Here is a 22,888-nt window from a genome sequence, read left to right as displayed (position 1 = left end):
GTGGACGGCCCTTTCACCAAATACCGGTGAACAGCGTTGACCGTCGAAGAAACCATGTGTGGACGGCCCCTCGGGCGCAAGAGGGAAATCCGTGCTGACTGGCCGAGAAGGATGCATCGTAAGCGGAGCGTGATCGCACCGGATCAGGCGTTGACGGCGGGCTTCCAGTTCCAGGGGAGCAGATCGGCAAGGCGTGCGGCGGAGTAGCCGTTCACCATGCGCTCCAGGACGTCGCGCAGATAGGCGAACGGCTCGACGCCGTTGAGCTTGCAGGTCTCAACCAGCGAGGCGATCACCGCCCAGCGATGGCCACCGCCCTCCGAGCCGGCGAAGAGGCTATTCTTCCGGCCGATGGCTACCGGTCTGATGCAGCGCTCCACCGTGTTGGTATCCATCTCCACCCGGTGATCTTGCCTCGGTTCGGTGGACATCTCAGCTAAGCTCCGAGTGGAGCGGGAAGGTGTCTGATGACGAAGACGAGGCGATCCTTCACGGACGAGTTCAAGCGTGAGGCTGTTGCCCTGCTGGAAGCGAGCGGTCGGCCCCTGGAGCATGTGGCGCGGGAGTTGGGCCTGCAGGCCTCGGTGCTGCGGAACTGGCGGCGGGTAGCCCAAGGCCACCCGCCGCGCCCACGGTCTGGTTCCCCTGCCGTATCCGACACGGCCATGCCGGCCAAGCCGGATGAGCAGACGGCGGAGATCGCGAGGCTGCGACGCGAGCTGGAGCGCGTCCGGCAGGAACGCGACATTTTAAAAAAGGCCATCAGCATCTTCTCGGAAACACTGAGATGAGGTTCCGCTTCATTGAGGACCACCGGGACGAGTTCCCGACCCGGCTTATGTGCTCGGTGCTCGAGGTGTCCGCCAGCGGTTACTACGCGTGGCGTGGGCGGCCGGAAAGCCAGCGGGCCGCCGCCAACCGACAGCTTCTGGTCGAGGTCCGACGTGTTCATGGTCACCACCATGGCCGCTATGGCAGCCCGCGCGTGCATGCAGCCCTCCGCGCGGAGGGCGTCGCCGCCAGCCGGGGCCGGGTGGCGCGTCTGATGCGCCGGCACGGCATCCGGGGTGCCGCCGCACGCCGGTTCCGGCCCGTCACGACCGACAGCCGCCATGGCCTGCCAGTCGCTCCCGATCTGCTGGGCCAGGCCTTCCAGGTAGCCGAGCCCAACCGGGTCTGGCTTGCCGACATCACCTACCTGCCCACCGCTGAAGGCTGGCTGTATCTGGCGGCTCTCCTCGACTTGGCGACCCGGAAGATCGTTGGATGGGCGATGCGCGACCATATGCGCGCCGAACTCGCCACCTCCGCCCTGGTCATGGCCATCCAGCGTCAACGGCCAGCCGTGGGCCTCATCCAGCATTCCGATCGCGGCAGTCAGTATGCCTCCCGGGATTACCGGGACCTGTTGCAGGCGGCCGGGATGCGGCAATCCATGTCGCGCAAGGGCTGCTGCTACGATAATGCTCCCATGGAGAGCTTCTTCCACACTCTCAAGGTCGAGTTGGTCCATCGTACTCGGTTCGAAACCCGCGACCAGGCGCGCCGGGAGGTGTTCGCCTACATCGAAACCTACTACAATCGCCAACGCGCCCACTCGGCCATCGGATACATCACCCCGAACAGGCCGAGCTAAGATCTGCGTGAACCTGTGTCCACCCAACCGGGGCAAGATCACGGCCGTCATCCAGGTAGACGCACAGCGCCTTCCAGCGGCCGAGCGCATAGCGGATCGCCTCGGCCAGCTTGGAGCGGCCCGGCAGGCGGGGAAGTTCGTGCTCCAGCCACGCCTTCAGTTCCGCCACCTGGGAAGCTGCCTCGGCTTGTCGAAGCTGCCGGCGCTCATCGGCCGTGCGGCCACGGATTCGCTCTTCAATCGCGTAAAGCCGGGCAATGCGGCGAAGTGCCTCGGCGGCGATCGGCGAACCGTTTTCGGCCAGGTCGTAGAAACGTCGACGCGCATGGCTCCAGCAGGCCGCCAGCACGACCCGATTGCCGGCAGCCAGCCGTTCGAACCCGGCGTAACCGTCCACCTGCAGCACCCCGCAGAACTCCCGCAGGTGGGCGGCTGGGCGTTCGCCTTTGCGATCGCTGGTGTAGGCGTAAATCACCGCCGGCGGGTCCAGCCCCTGCCAGGGCCGGTCATCGCGGGCATAGGCCCACAGCCGTCCGGTCTTCACCCGGCCGGTTCCCGGCGCCAGCGTCGGCATCGGCGTGTCGTAGCTTCGCTGGCCCTTCGGGCTCGGCGAACAGCTTGGCCGAGGCGAACAGGGCCTTGGCCAACTCCTCATGCAGCGCCTCCAGCCACCAACACGCCTGTCCCGCCCAGCCCGCCAGAACCGAGCGGTCAACAGGAAAGCCGTTGCGGGCCAGGATCTGCGCCTGGCGGTAGAAGGGCAGATGATCGCAGTAGCGGCTGGTGATGACGTGCGCCAGCATCGCCGGCGTCGCCATCCCCCTAGCGATCGGTTTCTCCGGGGCCGGCGCCTGATGCAGCGTGCCGCAGCCGCGGCAGGCGTATTTGGGCCGGCGGATGCGCAGCACCCGCACCTGGGCCGGCACGTAGTCGATCATCCGGGCCACCGTCTCGCTGGCCTCATGCAAAGCCCCGCCGCAGCAGGGGCAAACACCAGCGCCGGACTCCAGCCCGGGCGGCTCGAGCGTGAGATCGTGATGTGGCAGATCATCGGGCAAGTCGCGGCCACGGCTGGGTGGTTCCGCAGGGGCCAACGGTTCCAGTTCAGGGGCTGCGAGTTTGGCCTCGACCCGGGCGATGTCCGCCTCCAGCTCCTCCAACCCGAGATCGAGCTGATCGGGATCGAGCCGTTCGGAGCGGCGCCCGAAGACGGTGCGCTGCATCTGCCGGAGCTGCTGACGCAGAGCCTCCAACTCCGCCAGATCGGCTTTCTGGCGCTCCACGACCTCGGCCAAATCGCGCACCATCTGCTGCAGCAGGGCTGGATCAGTGGGCAGGTTGTCGAGGTCGAAGCGCATGGCCGATTGTATCGCGGATCATGGGTCCAGGCCAGCCAAGCCCGCGGTTTTCCTCACTTTTTCTGCCATTCATCCCGCTGCGGTCGGCCGCGACACCGGCACGGTGTGACGCCAGTCCAAGACCGAGCATCATTCGGCATACAGATTCGAGTCGGCGCGGGTCGAATACCCGTGGCACCCGCTGTACGGGCAGACGCTCCGGGTGGTGAGCCGAACCGTCCGCAGCGGTCATCCGGTGATCTGGCTGGAGGAGCGCCCAGGAAACGCCCGCGAACTGCCGGCCTGGATGTGCGACGCGGCCTCCTGCCTGGGGATGGACGCGTTGGGACCGCCGCAGGTCGGCACCGTCGCCCTTGGGGCATTGGCGGCAGTTCTCTCGGATTTGCGGAGCCGAGCCGGCGATCACGCACCATCGGACATCCCACCCACCGAGGAGGTTGCCGATGATCAGACGACCGCGGCCGATGAACCAGCTGTCGCTGGATCTCAACGCCCCACCCCTGAACGTCGTGATCCCGGACGAAGCGGTGTGGGCGCTGGCGGACCTGCTCCTGGAAGCCGCGGGCGCCCGGCCAGGCGCGGAGCACGAGGAGGGCGGCCATGAGCCTCAAGATCACCGCTGATCACCTCGGCCGCGGGGCCGCGATCTATGTCCGCCAATCCACTCCCGGCCAGGTGACCGGCCACGCCGAGAGCCGCCGCCGGCAATATGCGCTGGCCGACGCGGCGCGCACGGCCGGCTTCGTCGACGTGGCGATCATCGACGAGGACCTCGGCCGCTCCGGGTCCGGGCTGGAGGCACGGCCGGGGTTCCAGAAGCTGGCGGCGGCCGTCTGCGCCGGCACGGTCGGCGCGGTCTATTGCATCGAGGCGTCGCGCTTGGCCCGAAACGGCCGGGATTGGCACCACCTCATCGACCTCTGTGCCCTGGCTGGGACGTTGGTGATCGATCCGGACGGGGTCTATGATCCACGGCTGTTGAACGATCGCTTGCTGCTCGGACTGAAGGGAACGATGTCGGAGTACGAGCTCAGCCTGTTGCGCCAGCGCGGCATCGAAGCCCGCGACGGCAAGGCTCGAAGAGGCGAGCTGCGGTTCACGCTGCCGCCCGGCTACTGCTGGAGTGAGGCCGGGCGGATCGAGATCGATCCGGACGAGCGCGTCGCCGACGCCATCCGGATGCTGTTCCGCAAGTTCCGCGAACTGGGCAGCGCCCGCCAGGTCTTCCTGTGGGCGCGATCCGCCGGCCTGTCGCTTCCGGTCGTCCAGCGCAACCTCTCCGCCTGCAAGATCCTCTGGCAGCCGCCGGCCTATCGTAAGCGGTGTTTTCAGGCCACGGCGGTTTCGGCCTGCCGGGCATAGGCCCAGGGCAGCAGTTCATCGAGCCTAGTGATCGGATGTCCGCCGGCGAGTTTGGTCAGGACATCGGCGAACCAGGTCTGCGGATTGACGCTACTGAGCTTGCAGGTTTCCACCAGCGACGCGATGGTCGCCCAGTGCTCGCCGCCGCCGTCGCTGCCGGCAAACAGGGCATTCTTTCGCGTGAGGGCCAGCGGGCGGATGCTGCGCTCCACGCTGTTGCTGTCGATCTCCACCCGGCCGTCGTCGAGGAACAGCGTCAGCCCCTCCCAGCGGCTGAGCGCGTAGCGGATCGCCTCGGCCAATGTCGATTTGCGCGACACCGTCGCCAGCTGCTTTTCCAGCCACGCCCTCAGTTCCGCAATCAGCGGCGTCGAGCGGGCCTGGCGCTCCCGGCGGCGCGCCTCGGGGGCACGGCCTCGGATCTCCGCCTCCACCGCGTACAGCTGGGCGATGCGCCGCAAGGCTTCGCTGGCGATCGGCGCCGAGCCGCCGGTCTGGAGATCATAGAAGCCCCGGCGGACATGCGCCCAGCAGAACGCGAGGCGCACGGCTCCGCCCTCGGCCAGCTTGCGATAGCCGGCGTAGCCGTCGACCTGGAGCACGCCGGTGAACCCCTGCAGGTGCGTCACTGGCCGTTCCGCCTTGCGATCGGGAGCATAGACGTAGGCCACCGCCGGCGGCTCCGGTCCGTTCCAGGGGCGATCGTCGCGCGCATAGGCCCAGAGCTGGCCGGTCTTCGTGCCGCCCCGTCCGGGGTCGAGCACCGGCGCCGTCGTCTCGTAGCTTCGCTGGCCCTGCGGGCTCGGCGAACAGCTTGCCCGACGCCTTCAGGTTGGCGAGCAACCGCTCATGCAGGGGCCGCAGGTACCACGCCGCCCGCCCGACCCAGTCGGCCAGGGTGGAGCGGTCGAGATCGACACCCTGGCGCGCGTAGATCTGGGCTTGGCGGTAGAGCGGCAGGTGATCGGCAAACTTGGACACCAGAACGTGGGCGATCAGCGCTTCGGTGGGGATGCCGGCGTCCACGATGCGCGCCGGCGCCGGGGCCTGCACGACGCCCTCCTCGCACTGGCGGCAGGCGTATTTCGGGCGGCGGGTCACCAGCACCCGGAAGCGGGCCGGGACGAGGTCGAGACGCTGCGAGACATCCTCGCCGATGGGATGCAGCGCGCCGCCGCAGCATCGGCAGGTCTTGTCGGCGACATCGATGAGGATCTCCTCGCGCGGCAGATCGGCTGGCAGGTTGCCGCGATTGACCCGGCGCCGGGGGCCGAGGGGGCCGGCTTGGCCGCAGCGGAACCGGCGGGCTCGGCCTCCTTGGCGGCCAGCGTCTGCTCCAGGTCCTCCAGCGCCAAGGCCAGCTGGTCCGGATCAAGGCGCTCGGCCCGCCGGCCGAAGCGATGGCGCTGCAGCTCCCGGATGATCTGGCGTAGCCGGGCGATCTCCTCTTCGGCCGAGGAGCGGGCCGCCGTCAGCTCCGCGGCATGCCGGACCCGTTCGGCCAGCAGCAGGGCACGCAACTCTTCAGGATCGCTGGGCAGGGTTTCGGGCGCGGTCGTCACGTCCGCCAGTATAGCCGCACCGCCTGCGGTCTTCGCCCTCGAAGCCGCGGGCGAGTCGCTGTGTCGCAGATCAGCCGGCGGACGTCGGCCGAGGCCCCCGCACGGCGCGGACCCGGGTCCAGTCCAGGCCCTCGACGAGCGCCGAGAGCTGAGCCGGGGTCAGCCGGATCACGCCGTCGCGGATCGCTGGCCAGCGGAACTGGCCGGCCTCCAATCTCTTCGCGATGAGAACCAGTCCGGTGCCATCCCAGTGCAGGAGTTTCACCCGATCGGCTCGCTTGGAGCGGAAGACGTAAACGACCCCGCTGAAGGGATCCGCCCCCAGTTGCTGCTGCACCAGGGCGGCCAGCCCATCCATGCCCTTGCGGAAGTCGACCGGCTTGGCGGCGACCAGAACTCGCACCGCGCCCTCGATGCCGATCACCGTGACGCCCTCACCGCGCCCAGCACCGCCTTGACGGTGGCGCTGTCCATGCCGGCCGGCACGCGCACCACCGCATCGCCGATCCGCACCTCAATGGCCGGGAGCTCCTTCGGCACGGCTGGGGGCGGCGTGGTGTCCAGCACCACCGGCGCGAACACCAAGCCCTCTTCCTGGAAGCGGTTGGCGGCACGCGCTTCCCGGCGCCAGCCGAACACTTGCTGGGGCCGCAATCCGTGACGCCGAGCCACCTCGGAAACAACAGCCCCCGGCACCGCGGCCTCGGCCAGAATCCGTTCCTTCTCCTCCGGCGACCAGGTCCGGCGGCCCACATCGCCGGTGATCACCTCCATCCGGCGCACCCGCACGGGCTCCTGGTCAAGCGTAAGGTCGAGCGCAGACACAAATCGTTCTCCCGATCATGCGATCCGGGAGCTTCGCTCCGCCCTGCTTCCGTTGGAAGGTGACGCCAGAACACCGCTTACGCTTCAGCGCAGCCAGTCCGTTCCGGCTGAGGTCCGGGTCACCCTCGGCCTCGTCGATGACGAACGCCAGCAGCGCACGCACTCCCGACACCCCCAACTTCACCCGGCGGCGTTGCCAGAGCCGCATCCAGCGCGGCGAACGCCTCGTCCTCGGCCCGCTGGGCGATTGCCTCGTTCGCCTCTTCCCCCCGCACCTGCAGGGAAACCGAAAACAACGCTGTCGAAGTCGTACCAAGTCAGGGTCTATCCCGCGTCTGCGGGGGAACCTTCCCCGTACCGGTGCGGACAAACGCCCCGGAGGGTCTATCCCCGCGTCTGCGGGGAACCAGGGCCGCCAGCTCCTCGGGCGTGCTCTTGCGGGGTCTATCCCCGCGTCTGCGGGGGAACCCAGTCAACCAACGGACTCGGGAAGGTTGTCTTGGGTCTATCCCCGCGTCTGCGGGGGAACCGGCGGCATGTTCCCGCCGATGACGGCGCGCGGGGGTCTATCCCCGCGTCTGCGGGGGAACCTCGTAGATGCCGAGCACCGAGACGTGCTGGTCGGGTCTATCCCCGCGTCTGCGGGGGAACCTCCGTGACGGATACTGGAGCGACGGCCATCCAGGGTCTATCCCCGCGTCTGCGGGGGAACCCGTTGGAGCCAGTGCTCCACCAGCGCGCGGCTGGGTCTATCCCCGCGTCTGCGGGGGAACCCCCGATCCGGCGCGTCGTAGATGCCATAGAAGGGGTCTATCCCCGCGTCTGCGGGGGAACCGGGACCGACTCGCGCCAGAAACCGACGGTAAAGGGTCTATCCCCGCGTCTGCGGGGGAACCGCACCCTACCCGCACGGCACGCTCATGGTGCGGGGTCTATCCCCGCGTCTGCGGGGGAACCAAGTCCTTGGCGGTGTTCCCAACCATCCGGCTGGGTCTATCCCCGCGTCTGCGGGGGAACCGACCGATGGTCCAGCCGCACCCCATCAACGATGGGTCTATCCCCGCGTCTGCGGGGGAACCGCGTCCGGATCGCTGATCGTGCGCACGATCGGGGGTCTATCCCCGCGTCTGCGGGGGAACCTCTGCATCGGCTTTGCAGACAATGGCGGCGGCGGGTCTATCCCCGCGTCTGCGGGGGAACCGTCAGGCTGCCTGCCCTGCGTGGGCGGCGTCAGGGTCTATCCCCGCGTCTGCGGGGAACCATCGACGGCTGTCATCGTCATCGCTTCACCTCGGGTCTATCCCCGCGTCTGCGGGGGAACCTCTGCCCTATAAGACACTGACTTAATTCACTTTATCAAAGAACCGGCCGTCAGCTTCGCCGCAAGGGGCGTCGGACGAGAAGGAAAGCGCCGTGCGTAACGATATCCTTGGGCGGGTCACCAAGGCTAGCGAGGCCGAGGCCGCCGTCGGCGGCACGGTCAGCCCAGGTCATTACGATGGCGCCCCGGCGCAGCGAGTCATGCCAGTCGGTCAGCACTGACCAGACACGGCCGCGCACACCGGCGCTCATGCGCGGGTGGGCGTAGACGCCGGGGGCGAGTTCCAGCATCACCGACCCCAGAAAGCCGCGATAGCGGTCTTCGACATCGCGTGTGACCACGACGACCATGGGCATCAGCCCGTCTCCCTGCCGTCATCGTGGCTGTTCTCCCCACCGTCAGACCCGGACAGCCGCAGAAGCGTCTTGATCCGGTCAATCATGGACGGGATCACCGACTTCCGACGGAAAAGCCGCGCGGCTCGGCGGCGGACCAGACGATCAACCGATTCGGGCTTTGTCATCGCCTCCTTGGCCGCGCCGAACGCGATGTCGAGCGTGATGTCGTGACGGTACAAGTCGGCGATATCGAGAACGAACGACTGTCCCGAATCCTCATGAACGAAACCGAGTTGGGGGATGGCTCCAATGGACGCGACGGCCACCGACGCGGCGGCGGTCATCGTGGTAGCGGCATGGTTGATCGCCTGGTTGGCGAGATCGGCGGAATCGGGCGCGGCGCGGTCGTAGTCCCGGCCCCGCCACGGGACGCCGTACCGTTCTGCGGCCAGCCGGTAGCTTTCCTTGATCCGCGCGCCTTCCCGTCCCCGCAGCACCTCGATGTCGCGGGTCCGGACAATCTCGTCGAACCGCATCGCATACATCGCACGGGCCACCTCCATCCGGGTCTCGCGATCGGCCCACAAGGTCACCTGCGCCCGCGCGGCGGCGGAACTGTCCGGCATCAGGGGCGGGGCGGTGTATACGCGCACGGCCCCCTCACCGATCGCGGCAAGGCCACAGCCGTGCCGTGCTAGAAGCCGCAGGGCGTCGTGGGTGACGCTCGATCCGGGGCCGAGCAGAACAATCGACACGCCCTGGTGCGGGATTTGGTAGTCTCCCGCCGCCAGTTCGCCGCCGCCAGCGGTCACGAACCGCAGGCAGCCGCTTTCCACCTCCAGCCGGCCCCGGTCGAGCCAGAGAAGGCCATGCCGGTCGCCGTGAGGGATGCGGGCCTTGTCCAGGCCCAGGCGTCCGCTCAGCATCCCGTCGATCCGCCAGCGGCCGGCCGCAGCATCAGCATTCCAAAGCCATAGGCCCGGTGCCGCCCGACCCCCTTTTCCAGCGCCAGTTGGAAAGCTTCAGGATCGCCAATCTCCAGCTCGCCGCGCAACAGCGCGTCCGGTCCCTCCAGTGTCGCCGCTCCGCCCTGGCGGCCCTTGCGGCTGGCGGCGTGGCGCCGAAAGGAGTCGAGCCGCACCGCAGCCAGCGTGGCAGCCCCCGCCAGCCGCTCGGCCAGCCAGCCGGCGTAAACCACCTCCCGGCTCAGTTCGCGCCCACCAGAAGGATGGTCCGGAGTTCGGTCTTCCACGGGATGGCGCAGGACCGCGACCAGGAAGGCGTCCACTTCGTCCCCCTCTGCGAAGGGCCGCTTGCCCGCTTCGGCCAGTGGCTTTAGCAGCCGCCGCACCGGACGTGCGCGGATCTCAAACCCCAGCCGCCGGCCTGTCCGCCAATCGTCCGGCATCGGCTTGCCCGCCAGTGCCGCCAGGTCGATCACTCCAAGATGCTCGGGCGGGGCGACGGCGTGGGCTTCGTCCCTCAATCCCGCCGCGTCGGCACGGCAATAGGCGTAGAGGCTTCCCCGGCCACCGCGCGGTTCCACGACGAGCCGGAAGGGCTGAAGCCGGCCCTTGCCGAACGCTTCCGACAGCAGATGGTGCAGCACGCGGCCATCGTCGAAGCCGCCGCCGTCGGTCTGCCCCAGGTTCCGTTCGGCGGCCCACCGGAACAGCGCCTTCATATCCACGGGCAGGCGGATCAGGTGGAGGGCGGTCATGGCGCTGTCTCCGGGCTGACGCCGATGCATCCTTCCACGACCATCCGGGTGCCGCCGTGCAGGCCTGTGCGCCAATTGCGCCGATCGGCCAGCGCCGTCACGCGATGGACGTTCCGGCCAGTTTTCGGCCCTTCGTCGGCGGGCCACAGCGCGGACCAGGGCGGATCGTCGGCATCGTCGGCGGGCGCCAGCAAAGACAGCGCGGCATGGACGGTCGGCGCCGTCACCTCCATTCCCGGCGCCCAGATCGGGTGGGTGGGAAGGCAGGGCTTGCGACCGATGAACAACGGCCGGGCCGGGCGCTCCAGCGCCGCCGCCAGGGCGTCGAGGTCCGGCGTTCCGTCCGCCGGATCAAGGCGGACCACCAGTTGGATGCAGGCGTCGGCGTGGTAATCGCGCCGCCGCCGGTGAATGCCCTGCCCGCCGCCGCCGCGTTCCTCCGGGCGGCCCCATGTGGTCCAGCCGCGCTCCCTCGCCTCCAGCTGCGCGTTCTGGCTGTCGGTCAGGAGGCCGAGGGGGTTCGCCCGGTCGCGCCGGGCGCCGTAGACCAGACGGTCCTGAAGCGCCTGGTGCGCCTCCACCTCAGTCCGGTCCCACCCCAGCGCGTTGGCAAACAGCCCGGTCAGCATCGAGACGGCGGGGAAGTCCCGCGTCACCCCCACGGCGTCGATGGCCACGCCGCCGAAGGCCAGCAAGGGCGCTTCCAGCCGCAGGATCAGCCATCGATGCCCGGTGCCGGTTGCGTCCGCGCTCATTGCGCGGCCTCAAGTGTCTTCGCCTTCGCCCAGTCGGCCAGTTCGGCCAAGGATCCCGGCGCGGATGAGGGCGGGGCAGCGTCCGCCATCGACAGGTGACGCCGCGCCTCTCCGGTCGCGTAGATCCCATCAAGCTTGCCCAGATGCTGGGACAGTGTCTCGGCCGCCACCTCCAGGTCGTTCGCGATTGCCTTGCGATAGGCGGCGGCGAGGCTGCGCGGCTGGCGGTCGCCCGCCTCCAGCAGCATCAGTTCCGCCCGGCCATAAGGGGCCGTGGAACCGAGCTTGGCGCCCGGCGACACTTCTGCGATCAGGTAGACGAGATTGTGGACGACCTCCCCGGCGAGAGCGGCATTCCCGCCGCAGTTGGCAATGAGGCCCGGCAGGTCGATCACGACATAGCCGTAATACAGGCCGGAGGTCAGTTCTGTTTCCTGGATGGTGTCGGCGCCGCTGTCGTCCTCATCCCTCCTCAGATCGTCCACGGCGGTGAAATAGTCGCTTTCGGATTCCTGCGCATGAACGGTGAATGCGTGGGCGACGTGAACGGGCGCGTCGATGTTGGCCGCCGGGTCGGAGGTGACCATTCGGCCGAACAGGGCTGCGGTCAGGCCGCCGGGCAGGGCCGTCGCCTCGCGCAGCGCCTTGATGTTGTCCTTGAAGCTCTTGGCCCAGTCGGCGACGCCAGTCTTCGCAGCCTTGGCGTCGGTGGCCTCAGCGGCCAGACGCTTCGCCTCGCCGGCCAGCCACGCCAGTTCGGGCGCGCCCAGCAGCAGGGTCTGGCGGCTGCGCTTGCCCTTGTCGGCCTTTTCGCCGTAAACGGCCTTCTGGAGTTCCGGCTCCAGGGCGTCGATGACCTCCTTGGGGAACTCGGCGCGCAAGGGGGCGATCACACGTTCCGTCACCAGCTCGCGGGAGCGGAACGAGTCCTCGGCGCCGTCGATCTCCGACAGCGCGTGCACGTCGTCGGCCTTGCGCCAGTGCCGCTTCAGGCATTGGGAGGAAATGCGCGTGCGGAAGGTGCCACCATAGGGAAGCTGCTTCGCCAGCCCGGTGTCGTCGCGGTTCAGCAAGGCGCCGGTGTAGGTGTGCAGCGTATGGATTTGCAGAAAGCGGGAGCGGGACATCAGGCGGTTCCTTCTTTTTCGTTCTCGGCTTTTTCGCCTTCGGCGCGGCGCTTGGCGCCATCAAGGCGGTTGTAGAAATCGCGCGCGAGCTTCCGGGGCGGACGGGGATCGTCGCGGAACAGAAGCATCGCTGCGATGTCGGCGCAGTCCAAGCCATGACCGGACCGACGACTGCGCGCGAGCGCGCGCGCCATGCGTTCCAGTGCCTCGCCCCGCTCATCCGGCGGCAGGGCGAGAAAGCGGGTGAAGCGGGCCTCCGACAACGCGGGGATCGGCTCGTCGCCGGGTGCGGGAGCCCAGTCCTTGTCGCCCCCGTCGGCGAGTGCGGCGCCCAGCGGACGTTTCCAATCGTGGAGCGGTTCCCGCGTTTCCAGCGCGCCCTTGTCGGACAGGATCGCCATGATGCGGACGATCCGCATCCAGATGCCGATTTGCGCTTGGTTGAAGCCATGTTCGGCAGCCAAGCGCCAGAAATCCGGGGTTCCGACACCGTCCGGCTCCATCCGCCGCAGTTCGGCCAGCGGGCCGGGATCAAGGTGGAGAAGTCGGGCGGAAATCGCCGTTACGGTCTCATTCAGCGGTGGCATCGGCGGTCACCTTTTCGGATTGGGGCGCGAACAGGGTTGGAAAATGGGCGCGCAGGTCCGTGTCGCCCCACAGCCGGCGGCGCGCCCGCGCTTCGGCTCGCGGGCGAAGCCGCGCGTGGCAGGGGATGGACGGCAAGGCGGCATCAAACAGGGCGCGGGCCGCCGCCCAAAGCGCCTTCGCGAAGTCGTTGCGTGCGGCCGCCACGGCCTCGCCGCCCGTCTCCTGCGCGTCGAAGCGCGCCCAGAGATGGGAGAAGAACATTCCGTCGGCGGCGCGGTCGAACCGGAGCCCCGTCGCCTCGGCGTGGGCGTAATGCTCCTTCGTGACACCGTTCCATTCGCCGCCCGCCGCGACCACCGCCAGCGCCCCGCGCAGCGCCTTATCGAAGCGTTTGATCTCTTCGACCTGTTCCCGGGCGAGGGTTTCCAGCCTGTGCCGCCCGTTCGCGTCGGCCATCGCCTGCGCCACGCGTCCGTCCAGGGGCAGTTCGCGCCGCTTGAACCCCTCCGTCTTGCTGTTCCCGCGTGCCAACGCCGCCGCGACCAGCAGGTAAGGCGTGCGCGCCGGTTCGAAGGGCGCGGGGCGGGCCAGCGTGGGAAGAATCCAGTTGCCGGAGAACAGCAGATCGCTCATCAGGCGATAGTCGAAATCGCGGCCGGCCAGGGTCAGGCTTTTGTTCTCGGTCTTGTGGACCGGCGCCCAGGGATCGCCGACAACGCCGTTCGCCTGTTTGGCGTCCACGCGCGCCGCCTTGGAGTTCCCTTTGTGGGCGATGATGCGGCCTGCGGATTCCGACAGGCGGACACGTCGGCACACCTCGACGTACCAGGGATCGAGCTGCGCCAGCCGAAGCTGCTCACCCTCCGGCCAGGGAAGCAACCACAGCAGGGCGTGCCCGCCGTCCTCAGCGAAGTTCGGCGCGGTCGGGTCGGGATCGTCCCGTGCATCGGCGCGCCCCGCCAGTAGCACCCGGACATCGCGGCGGAACCACGCGCCGGGCCGCGGGCTGAGGGTTTTGCCGGGACCAGCCGGTGCCAGCCCCAGCAGCGGGCGTGAGGACGAACCGCCGTTCATCCGCGAGACGCCGTAGTTTCCGGCGCCGTTGTACCCGTCCCCCGTCTGACCCGACACGAGCGAGAACACCCAATCCTCGGCACCTGCGCCGCGCGCGACCGCCTGTTTCAGATCGTGGTTCTTTGCGGTGATGAGCAGGTCGATGGCGTCGGGCGTTTCGGCCCCGTTGCCCAGCGTCACCCCGGGCGGCACAGGCGGTTGCAGGAAGGCTGGCTGGCTCCAGTCCTCTACGACCAGACGCCAGGGCTCGTCGTTGGGGTGATCCGGGGTGAGGGCGCGCAACAGGGTGCGCCACTCGTCCTCGTCAGCGGGGGGATCGGACAACCCTGCCCGGTACAGGGCAATGGCCCCCAACTGGACCAGAAACATATGCCATGCCGGGTCCTGATGCGGGCGGAGCGCCGGAAAGTCATCCACCGCGTCGCGGGCCAAAGCGGCCATGAGCCCCGGAAGCGTGACCCGACCGCCAGGGGACAGCGAAAAGACCGGCTGAGTAAGGAGATTATTCATCTCTCCTCCCCCAGCCGATTCTCTTTATACCCCGCGAATGCGGGGGAAACGAGCCCTCGCCGGTGCAGACCGGGCTATCCCCAGAGGTGTTCTGGGTAGGGCGAAACATATAGTCTTTCCCAGAGTCACGGAAGCCCAGCGATACGAGCAGGCTGTAACGTCTGGTGCGGATTTCAAAGGAGATACCAACCACCATGATTTTCACCAACGTCTGAACTGGAGAGGAGTTTACGAAGCGCTCCAAAAGTGGTAGGTGAACCCAACTCCCTTGTCAACACCGTCCTACCCCCCGCCGGTCATAACGGAACCAGCGGTCACCGACGCACAGGCGGAGCATTCCGTCGGAGGATTCGACCGTCACGGGCGCACGAGGGTCGAGGCCCTGGGACCAATGGGTGGGCAAGGTCAGCGCCGTGATCTCCCGACCGAACGGCCCCACCGCCGGGTGCGGCAGGGTCAGCCGCGCTCCCTCGGCACCCAGGCGGGTGCGGATCGTGGTATCGTCGTCGGGAAAGGGTTCGTCACCGAAGGGGGATCGGGTTGACAAGGCCACCGCCTTCGCCGCCTGTGCCTTGGCGTCGCCTCCGCCCAGAAAGCACTCGCGATAGGCACTCCACCGGTTCCCGAGCTCGCGGTGCAGCGCCTCAATGCAGTCCTCGTGCAAGGCGCTTTCGACCAGCAGCCGGTTCTGTTCGGGGATCGTCCATTCCGCCCGTTCGGCCACAAGCCTCCGGGTCAATTCCAGCACGGACAGGTCCATATAGACGCCGGACAGTGCCCCGTTCGTCTTGAACGCGCCGAGTCCGTTGTCGAAGCGCGGAGCCAGCAGCGGCTCCAACCCCGCTTCCGGAGCAAGCACCGTGCAAGATGGCGTCTCGAACCCCGGCGGGCGTAGCACGCCGGCCCGGCGGTGAAGTCGCCCCAACCGTTGGAGCAGAACATCCACAGGGCACAGATCGGTGATGAGGTGGTCGGCGTCGATGTCCAGCGACTGTTCCACAGTCTGTGTTCCAACGACGATCAAGCCGCCGCAACCCCGCCGTTCGTCCGGGGCCAGCGCCGTTTCCACCGCGCGGTCGAGGACTTCGCGATCCTCCACCGCGAAGCGGCTGTGATGCAGCGCCGGTCCGCCGGCCACCCGCAGCAAAAGCCCGTCGACGTCCGCTTCCCGGATCGCGTCCCAGGTCGCGACCGCGGCCTTGACGGTGTTGCGGATTACCAGAACCTTCGCCCCGTCGCGGGCGGCCGCCAGCGCCAGCCGTGCGGCATGGTCCGGTGCCCAACCGGACGCCAGACTCATCGCTACGGTTTTGTGGCGGACCCGTGCGTCGGGTCCGTTCACATCGCGAGGCTCCGCGGCCCCGCGTGTCCAGACCGCGGGATAGGGGGCAGCAACCGCCGTGGCGAAGTCCGGCGCCCCGCGCCCGCCGAGCCACCGGGTGCGCGCCCACGACCCCAATGTTGCTGACATCAACAGCGCGTGGCCGCCCACGCCGAGATGGTTTTCAAGCAACTTGGCCTGGATCTCGGCCATGTAGCGGTCGCTGGCATGAACTTCGTCGATGACCAGCAGGCAGCGGGACAGGCAGGCGCCGCGGAGGTGGGCGTGCTTGACCTGAAGCGCGCCCAACATTGCTTGATCGACCGTCCCCACGGCGACCGGCGCGGCGAGGTAGCGCTTGGCGTTTTCGGCGGCCCAGCGGGCGGCGAGGTCATCATCGGCGCGCAGGCCCGCGTCATCCCAGCGTACCTGCCAGTGAGGCAGGGCCTCGCCCACCGCCTCACCAACCTTGAGGTAGCCCGGAACCGCCAGCACGGCCTTCAGCCCGCCAGCCCCGGTCAACCGTTCCAGCATCCGGTTCACCCGGCCATGAATCTGAATGGCGGCAGAGCGGGTGGGCAAGGCAAAATAAAGGCCATCGACCGCACCCGCAGCGAACAGCCGGGCGAAACGCCAGAAGGCGGCCTCGGTCTTACCCGCCCCGGTTTCGGCTTCCAAAATCACCAGCCGTTGATCAGCAGCCACCTCCGCAACCGCCTGCTGGTGGGGGGCTGGAGCCACGAAGCCGGTAAGATCGGTGAAGCCCGCTCGTCCGGTGGCAAGCCGACGCACCGTTTCAACGTAAAGACCGATCCGCGATACCGCTTCGGCGGCCCTTGCTCGGGCCGTCGCGATGTAGTCTTCCCGGAAATCCTTCTCGAATGGGAAAAAGCGCGTGTCGGACCCCAGCCAGTCGGCCAGGGCCACAAGGCCGGCGAACAGGTGCTGCAGCCGTGGAGCAGGGAGAGGTTCATGCGCACCGTCAGCGAAGGCGTCAGGAAACCAAGCCCGCAACGCCGTCCCCATGATCCGGGCACCGTCGGCGGGATCGTAGACTGCGCCGGCCACCGCCTGAGGATCCCAGCCGCCCTTCATCGCCAAGCTGTCGACCGGCCGGCCATGGTGGGCAAGGGAGGCCAGAATGAAAGGGTGCAGATCATCCCACCAGTCGATATGGGACAGGCCCAATGGCCGCCAGATCCGCTCCGCACCGGAGTCCCGCATCAGCAGTGCCACGCCCTCGGCAAGATGGCCGCGCGGCGGTGGACGATGGCCGGAATTCGCATCGGGCAGCCAACCCTTGGCTTGGAAACCTGGATGCAGCTTTCCCACGTCATGAAGAAACGCAATAGCCGTCAGGCGCGCATGACCACGCGGCGACAACGGAACGCCCCCGGCTGCGGCCATCCGTGAGCGGACCACGGGGAGCCCGGCGATAGCTTCGAAGCAGGCGGCAACATCGGCGCAATGATGCGCGAGGTGATGGCTGTCACCCGACTGACCGTCAAACTTTCCCCAGGGGGATCGGACATCAACAGCCATAAGGCGATTCTTTTTGCGCGAACAAACGGAGATCGTTTCAAATTATGGATCGTTAGCCTCCATGGTGGCAATCCCTAACAGCGAAACGCTCGTGCTGGCGGCGCTACTTGTGATGAGTAGCGGATCGTTGAGCCAACAGTGTCCCGCTTTGGGCGAAGATAGCGGTGCCGAATTAGGGGTGATGCCGAAGAGCTTTCCCCGCACAGGCGGGAAACCGCCGCCGGCCGGATCGGCGGGGCAAAGCCCAAGGGCCTACCCCCGCAGATACCGGGGGGAACCCTGGTGCTGCACGTGCTGGCCGCCCTGGCGGAGGGTCTATCCCCGCACATGCGGGGGATCCTCATGGCCGACATTCAGCGCCTCGGATGCGAGGGGTCTATCCCCGCACATGCGGGGGATCCCGTCAATCCGACCCGCGGCATCTACCTGCCGAGGGTCTATCCCCGCACATGCGGGGGATCCGTCTCCGACGTGACCGGCGTGAAGGGGGTCATGGGTCTATCCCCGCACATGCGGGGGATCCGCGGAACTGGCTGATTTCTGCGACGCCTGCGAGGGTCTATCCCCGCACATGCGGGGGATCCCACCGGCTCTCCCGCGCAGCAGCCACCCGATTGGGTCTATCCCCGCACATGCGGGGGATCCGAGGCGGAAGAAGATCGGCCGCTCCGCAACCAGGGTCTATCCCCGCACATGCGGGGGATCCGGGAACAAGTACGTCGACTGCATGTCTGCGCAGGGTCTATCCCCGCACATGCGGGGGATCCGCCCCATGCTCGTCCTGGCCCTGCAGCGTCAGGGGTCTATCCCCGCACATGCGGGGGATCCGGCCTCAGCCTGCCGGAGCCGGGCGCGGTGGCGGGTCTATCCCCGCACATGCGGGGGATCCGCGAGCGCGCTCAGCGTACTGACGGACATTGACGGTCTATCCCCGCACATGCGGGGGATCCGCGTCCTGCCGGCTCGCGTTGATCTTGATGCCGGGTCTATCCCCGCACATGCGGGGGATCCCGCTTTTGTCTCGGGGAGAAGCTGACCGTATCGGGTCTATCCCCGCACATGCGGGGGATCCGCGGCCGGCCGCCAACCGATCGCCTGCCCCATGGGTCTATCCCCGCACATGCGGGGGATCCTGCTGGTCGACTACTTTCTGAACGGCTGGGAGGGGTCTATCCCCGCACATGCGGGGGATCCGTGAAAGACTGCGGCTTGCTCTGAGGCGCGGCGGGTCTATCCCCGCACATGCGGGGGATCCACACCGGCCGCCATCCGGGCCCGCCGCGGGGTGGGTCTATCCCCGCACATGCGGGGGATCCGCCTCTCCCCAATAACGTACCCCCGTTGCCTCGGGTCTATCCCCGCACATGCGGGGGATCCGCGTCGGCCTTACCCATCCCCCCGGTCAGCTTGGGTCTATCCCCGCACATGCGGGGGATCCCCTGCCTCGTACCACGCTGATTTCATTCACTTTGTCAAAGAACCAGACCGTTTTGGAGTGTGCCCCCGGAGCGTGTTGTCTGAGGAGGCCTATGTGCTCTTCGGCGAATTGAAGCCGCCGGCCTACTCCGCTGCAATGGGCAACGGATCAGCGGCTTGAGGGTGGCACAGCTAATTCAGGCTTTCCATGATCATGTACCGCCGGCACGCCGCCCACTCGTCGTGCGGTTCGAGCAGCAATGCACCGACGAGGCGGCTGACCGCCCCTTCCCCGGGGGAGATGCCGGCGGCTTTGGTCCTCCGCTCGATCTCGCTGTTCAGACGTTCCAGCGGGTTCGTGCTGTGCTGCTTGTGCGCAGGTTCTTGGATAGGCTGCACAGTGCGCTCGAAACTGAACGGGACGACCGGAGGAAAGTGAACGACCTGTACGGCAGCATGAACAGCAAACCGCTGTTCCAGCGCTCGGTGCATTTGCTAATCACGCCCTGTCGGCCTTTCGCAATGTCGGCCGGCGAATATACGCATGCTTCCTGGGCCGATAGAACCTTTCGACCATGTCCGCCAGACGTGAGGACGCCCCTCGGGTCTTCGCCAGGGAAATGTAGAATCGGGCGGACCGCGGATCGCGATGGCCAAGCAGCGGGGCGATCAGATGCGCGTCGGCCGTGCTGTGGTCGACGATCATCATCGCCCCCCAATGTCTGAAAAGATGAGCCCAAATATGGCCGCCAAGCCGGCGTTTCACGCGCCCAGCTATGGCTTCTAAAATCCCTTTCCCCGTCAACGGACTTCCGAGGGAGTCATTCGCCGCCGACAGCCATAGCGCGTCGTCGCTGTGGGGCCTGTGCAGAGTCGGCCGGAACGTCCGAAGGTATGTCTTCATCGGCTCGACAAGGCGGTCGGCAAGCCGATCGACACGTGGTTGCCGATTCTTAGTCTCCGACCAAACCAGACGAAACCCATGGTCCTCGGTAATCAGGTGCTCCCCGACTCGCATTTCCGCGGCATTGCGCCGGCGAACCGGGTGGTGCAGGAAGAACAGGAGCAGCAGACCGTCACGGTACTTGCCGGCAGATCGCACGGCCAGCGGGCTCCGGACGGCCTCGCGCATCAATTCCCACGCCAGTGCTTCGACCTCGGCGGGCACGACGCCAACGTCGGTGAGATCGCGCTTCCGCGGCTGTTGCTCCGCCACGGCATGCAACCGCGAGGCCGTGAGGGCCAGCCAATGCCAGTCGCGCTCCGGCCACAACACGCGGACGGCCATCGCCAAATGGTCGAGATTGCAGGCCAGTCCGTACAAGCTGTTCCCCTTTTCGCTGTGGTGGTCGATGAACGCCTGAACGCTCTCGGGCACGACGTCGAGGGGAAGGCCCCGGTCCAGGGCGACTCGGAACAACAGGCCGATGACCCGCTCGACCTTGTCGCGGGTTGCCGCGGCCCATTTGACGGCCGCGCCGGCAGTCTCGTCGGCCGTCGGCTTGGCCGCATATCGGCGCCGTTTGCCCGGATCGGGACCGCGCGTGGCGCGCTCCCATCGGTCGCGCGCTTCGCTCGGCCACTCTTCGACGAGCAGACGATGGCGGCGTGCCTTGCTCGCGTGGCCTCGCCCCGGTCCTTGCCCGCGACGGCCCAGGCTGGACATCTCCCACTCCTCGCGCACCCGCCGCTCCACCCAGGCCAAGTCGATGCCGGCGGGGAGCCGCTCGCGCAGGGCGCCTTGCAGGCCGTGCAGTCGGGTCATCCGGGTCTTGGGCGTGGCGTTGGTCCGCAGGTGGGCGATGAAGCGCTCCAGAATCTCCGGGGTCAGCTCTGCGGTGCCCTCTCCGGCCGCAATCGCCCATTTGGTAAACGCGCGGTAGGCGTCGTCCCGCCAGCTCATGACGCCCTCCTGGACCGGGAGGGGCGCGTCTTCGCCGCAGCGGCTTGGCGTTCCAGAATGCCGGCCAACGCGCGGCTGGCGATGGTCGGCCGAATTGTGCCATACCGATGGGCCGCCCGGCTTCCGGGGGCATGGCCCAAGAGAGCGTTGGCCAGCGCCTCCGCGCTCGGGTCGGCGTCGAGCACGAGCGTGCGCACCAGATGCCTGAATTTATGGCTGGAAATTCTCAGTCCCGCGTGCTTCCGAACCAGAGCGGACAGGTAGTTGCCCAAGGTCGACCGGTTGCGATGACCAGGCCCGCTCTTCGCCGGAAAAACGAAGTTGTTGGACTGAGCATCGCACAGCAGGGGCCGGTAAACATCGCGCCACAGCCGCAATATCTGCATTTTCCGCGGCTGGAGTTCCACCGAGGCTTCTGTGCCTGTCTTGATCAGTTCGGCCGGCCAGTCGATGAAGCCCGGCGCGTTGCGCGTCTTCGGAAGCCGGACGTGGCTCCACTCGGTCCGAACCAGCGTGCCGACGCGGACCGGCAATGACAAGAGGAGCATCACAGCCACGGCATGCATAACCTGGAGGGCCATGCGCGGTGTGATCTCCGGATCGACGCCGCGCCGCTTCCGCGCCGCCCTCGTGGCCTCGACGCGCGCGATGACGGTGCCCGGCATCTCGAATAGGGCGCGCACCGCCGCCGAATCGTCGAACTGCGCCAGGATCTTCGCATTGTCCAGGGTCATGCCCTCCTCGACGGCGAAGTCCGCCCTGATCTGGCGGGCGAGGGCATGGAATTCGTGATCCTCGGCGAAGTCAGGTCGCATGCGGGCGCCGACCATCAGCAGGAAACCGACGAGGTTGTTCACGTGCCGCGTGATCTTGGCCCGCCCCTCCAGGCGGTCGAGCACAGAGTTGACCAAGGCGGCGAGGCCGCGGGCGGTAACGACGTCCGCGACGCCCTTGATGTCCGCGATTGTGGCGCCCTGTGCGACCAGCGCGGTCGCCGCCATCACAACGGCATTGATGCAACCGGAAATGCTTTCCGCGCTGAGCGGTTTCAGGGTCTGTCGGACGCCTCGGGCGTTGTCCGCCACCGCTGTGGCAACGACGACTGAGAAATCATAGCGCCGCCGTCCCGCCGGTTCCTCGGCCTCGGACAGACCGGCGGCGATCCGCCGGAAGCGGTCGAGATCGGCGCGGAAGCTCGCCGGAAAGGCTGACAGCTCCAGCGTCGCCTTGGGACGAACCTTGAGCCCGATGGTCAGGCGCCGTTGGGGCCATCCCGGGACGAGGTCGATGGCCGCATTCCAGTAGCCGCGAAGGTGATGGACCGCGGTGTCCCGGTCGCGCAGCCGGACTTGGCTCATGTAGTCGATGACCCGCTCGGCGACAGCGTCTTCGACGTCTCCGGGGGCGATGTCGTTCGCGTCACAGTAGCGGATCAGTATGGTGAGTGGGCCGTAGGCCTTGGGCACGAGGGCTCGCCACGCCGCGTAAAGGTCTCGCCATTCCTGCATCCGAAGAGCGGACACGGGCGGCAAGGCGGATGGCCGGCGATCCACGAGATCGAGGCCTCGGTTTAGCAGGCCCAGGACGTTCGAAACCGACTTCGGGGTGACGCCATGGGCGGCACAGCGGCGCTGAAGAGCTTTCAGGGCGGGGCCGAGGCTTCTGCGGTCGGCCGGGATGGCATTCACTGGGCGCTCCAGCCAAGTGCTGGTGCGCGAGACAGCGCTGCGGAGGTGTGTCTTTTCGATGGGGGAAAGGTCGGCGGTGTCGATCGCCGCCAAGACGTCGGCGAGCGTCGCCACCGCCGGAGTCGGCGTGGTCATGTGCTACTCCTTTGTGTTGATGGGTTAGGCGGCACGAGCCGTGACTCGGGCGACTCTGCCCACGGCAGGCGCTGTCACGGGATGCCAGGCAGTGTCAGTGCGCTGATTTCGGGAAAACGGTCCTGGCAAAAGCCCCCACCGTGTTTGGACAGCTTTCCCGACGTGCCAAAAACTGAATGATAATCAATGACATTGGGTGACAGGGAGTGACCGTCGCCTCGGCATCAGTTTTTGGCGCTGGTCCGACGTCGAGCTTCTTCAACCGGCGGAAGCGGGATGGCCGGCGTCATGCCGGTGGTCATGGTGATCGTCGAGTGACTGGATGAGGCCGTCCCTTTTGTTCGCTTCCGGGGGCGGCTCGCGCGGACCTTCGCGTCGAAGGCGTACAACGAGTTTCGCGGAATCCGCAGGGAGCCACCGACGAGGACCGCTGGCAGGTCACCGGCATCGACCCAGCGTCGCACCGTGCGCTCGCTCATGCCGTAATATTCGGCGATGTCCTTGAGGGCGTAGTAATCACGGTCGATCAACTGCTCCATCGCCTAAATCCTTATGCGCGAGGTCGCGACACCGATCCTGACGAGGCTCGGCTTGGCGGGGCTGGCGCACCCAGATCGAGGTGCGCAGGTATTGCAACGATTTCAGGGGCGATCCGGCATGCCAGTATGCCGGAACGGAAAAGGCCGTGGCCCGCAAAATGCGGACAC

General features: G+C 67.5%; 16 protein-coding genes, 4 pseudogenes and 2 CRISPR repeat arrays. Of the genes and pseudogenes, 3 read left to right on the top strand and 17 right to left on the bottom strand.

The window, feature by feature from the left end; genetic code table 11:
• Window positions 1–143: 143 nt before the first annotated feature.
• Window positions 144–410, bottom strand: a pseudogene (locus DEW08_RS03485) (transposase domain-containing protein); the annotation flags it as partial.
• A gap of 57 nt (window positions 411–467) precedes the next feature.
• Between DEW08_RS03485 and DEW08_RS03480 the strand changes: the two are divergent.
• A protein-coding gene (locus DEW08_RS03480) for an IS3 family transposase (RefSeq protein ID WP_425429081.1) occupies window positions 468–1,636 on the top strand; the annotation gives its coding sequence in 2 pieces (ribosomal slippage) (window positions 468–759 and window positions 759–1,636; 1,170 coding nt in all).
• A gap of 40 nt (window positions 1,637–1,676) precedes the next feature.
• Here DEW08_RS03480 and tnpC (DEW08_RS03475) read toward each other — a convergent pair.
• Window positions 1,677–2,994: pseudogene (tnpC, locus tag DEW08_RS03475) on the bottom strand (IS66 family transposase); the annotation flags it as partial.
• A 443-nt stretch (window positions 2,995–3,437) separates the two neighbouring features.
• Between tnpC (DEW08_RS03475) and DEW08_RS30995 the strand changes: the two are divergent.
• The gene (locus DEW08_RS30995) at window positions 3,438–3,617 is read left to right on the top strand and encodes a hypothetical protein (protein WP_168220252.1); all 180 of its coding nucleotides are present in this window, start codon (window positions 3,438–3,440) and stop codon (window positions 3,615–3,617) included.
• Window positions 3,595–4,356 (top strand): recombinase family protein, encoded by a 762-nt coding sequence (locus DEW08_RS03465; protein WP_245985907.1) that lies wholly within the window; start codon window positions 3,595–3,597, stop codon window positions 4,354–4,356. The genes DEW08_RS30995 and DEW08_RS03465 overlap by 23 nt, the downstream gene beginning before the upstream one ends.
• On the opposite strand, the pseudogene tnpC (DEW08_RS03460) reads toward DEW08_RS03465, so the two are convergent.
• The 15 genes and pseudogenes from tnpC (DEW08_RS03460) to DEW08_RS03390 all read right to left on the bottom strand — a co-directional run bounded on the left by tnpC (DEW08_RS03460) (window position 4,323) and on the right by DEW08_RS03390 (window position 22,720).
• Window positions 4,323–5,918, bottom strand: a pseudogene (gene tnpC, locus DEW08_RS03460) (IS66 family transposase). The gene DEW08_RS03465 and the pseudogene tnpC (DEW08_RS03460) sit on opposite strands and share 34 nt — an antisense overlap.
• Window positions 5,919–5,988: 70 nt before the next feature.
• Window positions 5,989–6,342, bottom strand: coding sequence for an IS66 family insertion sequence element accessory protein TnpB (gene tnpB, locus DEW08_RS03455; RefSeq protein ID WP_109324502.1), 354 nt, complete (start codon window positions 6,340–6,342; stop codon window positions 5,989–5,991).
• Window positions 6,339–6,743 (bottom strand): IS66-like element accessory protein TnpA, encoded by a 405-nt coding sequence (gene tnpA, locus DEW08_RS03450; protein WP_109324501.1) that lies wholly within the window; start codon window positions 6,741–6,743, stop codon window positions 6,339–6,341. Before tnpA ends, tnpB begins: the two co-directional genes overlap by 4 nt.
• A 380-nt stretch (window positions 6,744–7,123) precedes the next feature.
• A CRISPR array of direct repeats spans window positions 7,124–8,065; the repeat unit is 29 nt; unit sequence GGGTCTATCCCCGCGTCTGCGGGGGAACC.
• Window positions 8,066–8,114: 49 nt separating this feature from the next.
• On the bottom strand, window positions 8,115–8,420 hold the full coding sequence (gene cas2e, locus DEW08_RS03445; protein WP_109324499.1) for a type I-E CRISPR-associated endoribonuclease Cas2e: 306 nt from the start codon (window positions 8,418–8,420) through the stop codon (window positions 8,115–8,117).
• Window positions 8,420–9,328, bottom strand: coding sequence for a type I-E CRISPR-associated endonuclease Cas1e (gene cas1e, locus DEW08_RS03440; RefSeq protein ID WP_109324498.1), 909 nt, complete (start codon window positions 9,326–9,328; stop codon window positions 8,420–8,422). The genes cas2e and cas1e overlap by 1 nt, the downstream gene beginning before the upstream one ends.
• Window positions 9,322–10,122, bottom strand: coding sequence for a type I-E CRISPR-associated protein Cas6/Cse3/CasE (locus tag DEW08_RS03435; RefSeq protein WP_109324497.1), 801 nt, complete (start codon window positions 10,120–10,122; stop codon window positions 9,322–9,324). The genes cas1e and DEW08_RS03435 overlap by 7 nt, the downstream gene beginning before the upstream one ends.
• A complete protein-coding gene (gene cas5e, locus DEW08_RS03430) occupies window positions 10,119–10,877 on the bottom strand; it encodes a type I-E CRISPR-associated protein Cas5/CasD (protein WP_109324496.1) in 759 nt (252 codons plus the stop codon). The genes DEW08_RS03435 and cas5e overlap by 4 nt, the downstream gene beginning before the upstream one ends.
• Window positions 10,874–12,004 (bottom strand): type I-E CRISPR-associated protein Cas7/Cse4/CasC, encoded by a 1,131-nt coding sequence (gene cas7e, locus DEW08_RS03425; protein ID WP_109324495.1) that lies wholly within the window; start codon window positions 12,002–12,004, stop codon window positions 10,874–10,876. The genes cas5e and cas7e overlap by 4 nt, the downstream gene beginning before the upstream one ends.
• Complete coding sequence (locus DEW08_RS03420) at window positions 12,004–12,591, bottom strand: type I-E CRISPR-associated protein Cse2/CasB (protein ID WP_109325255.1); 588 nt, start codon at window positions 12,589–12,591, stop codon at window positions 12,004–12,006. Before DEW08_RS03420 ends, cas7e begins: the two co-directional genes overlap by 1 nt.
• On the bottom strand, window positions 12,575–14,176 hold the full coding sequence (locus DEW08_RS03415) for a CRISPR-associated protein Cse1 (protein WP_109324494.1): 1,602 nt from the start codon (window positions 14,174–14,176) through the stop codon (window positions 12,575–12,577). The genes DEW08_RS03420 and DEW08_RS03415 overlap by 17 nt, the downstream gene beginning before the upstream one ends.
• Before the next feature lie 271 nt (window positions 14,177–14,447).
• Entirely contained in the window at window positions 14,448–17,039 is a 2,592-nt protein-coding gene (cas3, locus tag DEW08_RS03410; RefSeq protein ID WP_109324489.1) for a CRISPR-associated helicase Cas3', read from the bottom strand.
• 311 nt (window positions 17,040–17,350) lie between these two features.
• A CRISPR array of direct repeats spans window positions 17,351–18,477; the repeat unit is 29 nt; unit sequence GGGTCTATCCCCGCACATGCGGGGGATCC.
• A 170-nt stretch (window positions 18,478–18,647) separates the two neighbouring features.
• Window positions 18,648–18,827, bottom strand: a pseudogene (locus DEW08_RS31935) (transposase); the annotation flags it as partial.
• Window positions 18,828–18,954: 127 nt separating this feature from the next.
• Window positions 18,955–20,358 (bottom strand): site-specific integrase, encoded by a 1,404-nt coding sequence (locus DEW08_RS03400; RefSeq protein ID WP_109324487.1) that lies wholly within the window; start codon window positions 20,356–20,358, stop codon window positions 18,955–18,957.
• A complete protein-coding gene (locus tag DEW08_RS03395; RefSeq protein ID WP_109324486.1) occupies window positions 20,355–22,181 on the bottom strand; it encodes a tyrosine-type recombinase/integrase in 1,827 nt (608 codons plus the stop codon). The genes DEW08_RS03400 and DEW08_RS03395 overlap by 4 nt, the downstream gene beginning before the upstream one ends.
• A gap of 224 nt (window positions 22,182–22,405) precedes the next feature.
• Window positions 22,406–22,720, bottom strand: coding sequence for a helix-turn-helix domain-containing protein (locus tag DEW08_RS03390; RefSeq protein WP_109324485.1), 315 nt, complete (start codon window positions 22,718–22,720; stop codon window positions 22,406–22,408).
• Window positions 22,721–22,888 lie beyond the last annotated feature (168 nt).

Origin of the sequence: Azospirillum thermophilum, assembly GCF_003130795.1 — a bacterium.
GTDB lineage: Bacteria > Pseudomonadota > Alphaproteobacteria > Azospirillales > Azospirillaceae > Azospirillum > Azospirillum thermophilum.
The sequence above is the reverse complement of the archived record's forward strand: the minus strand, read 5'-3'. Positions and strand labels throughout refer to the sequence as shown.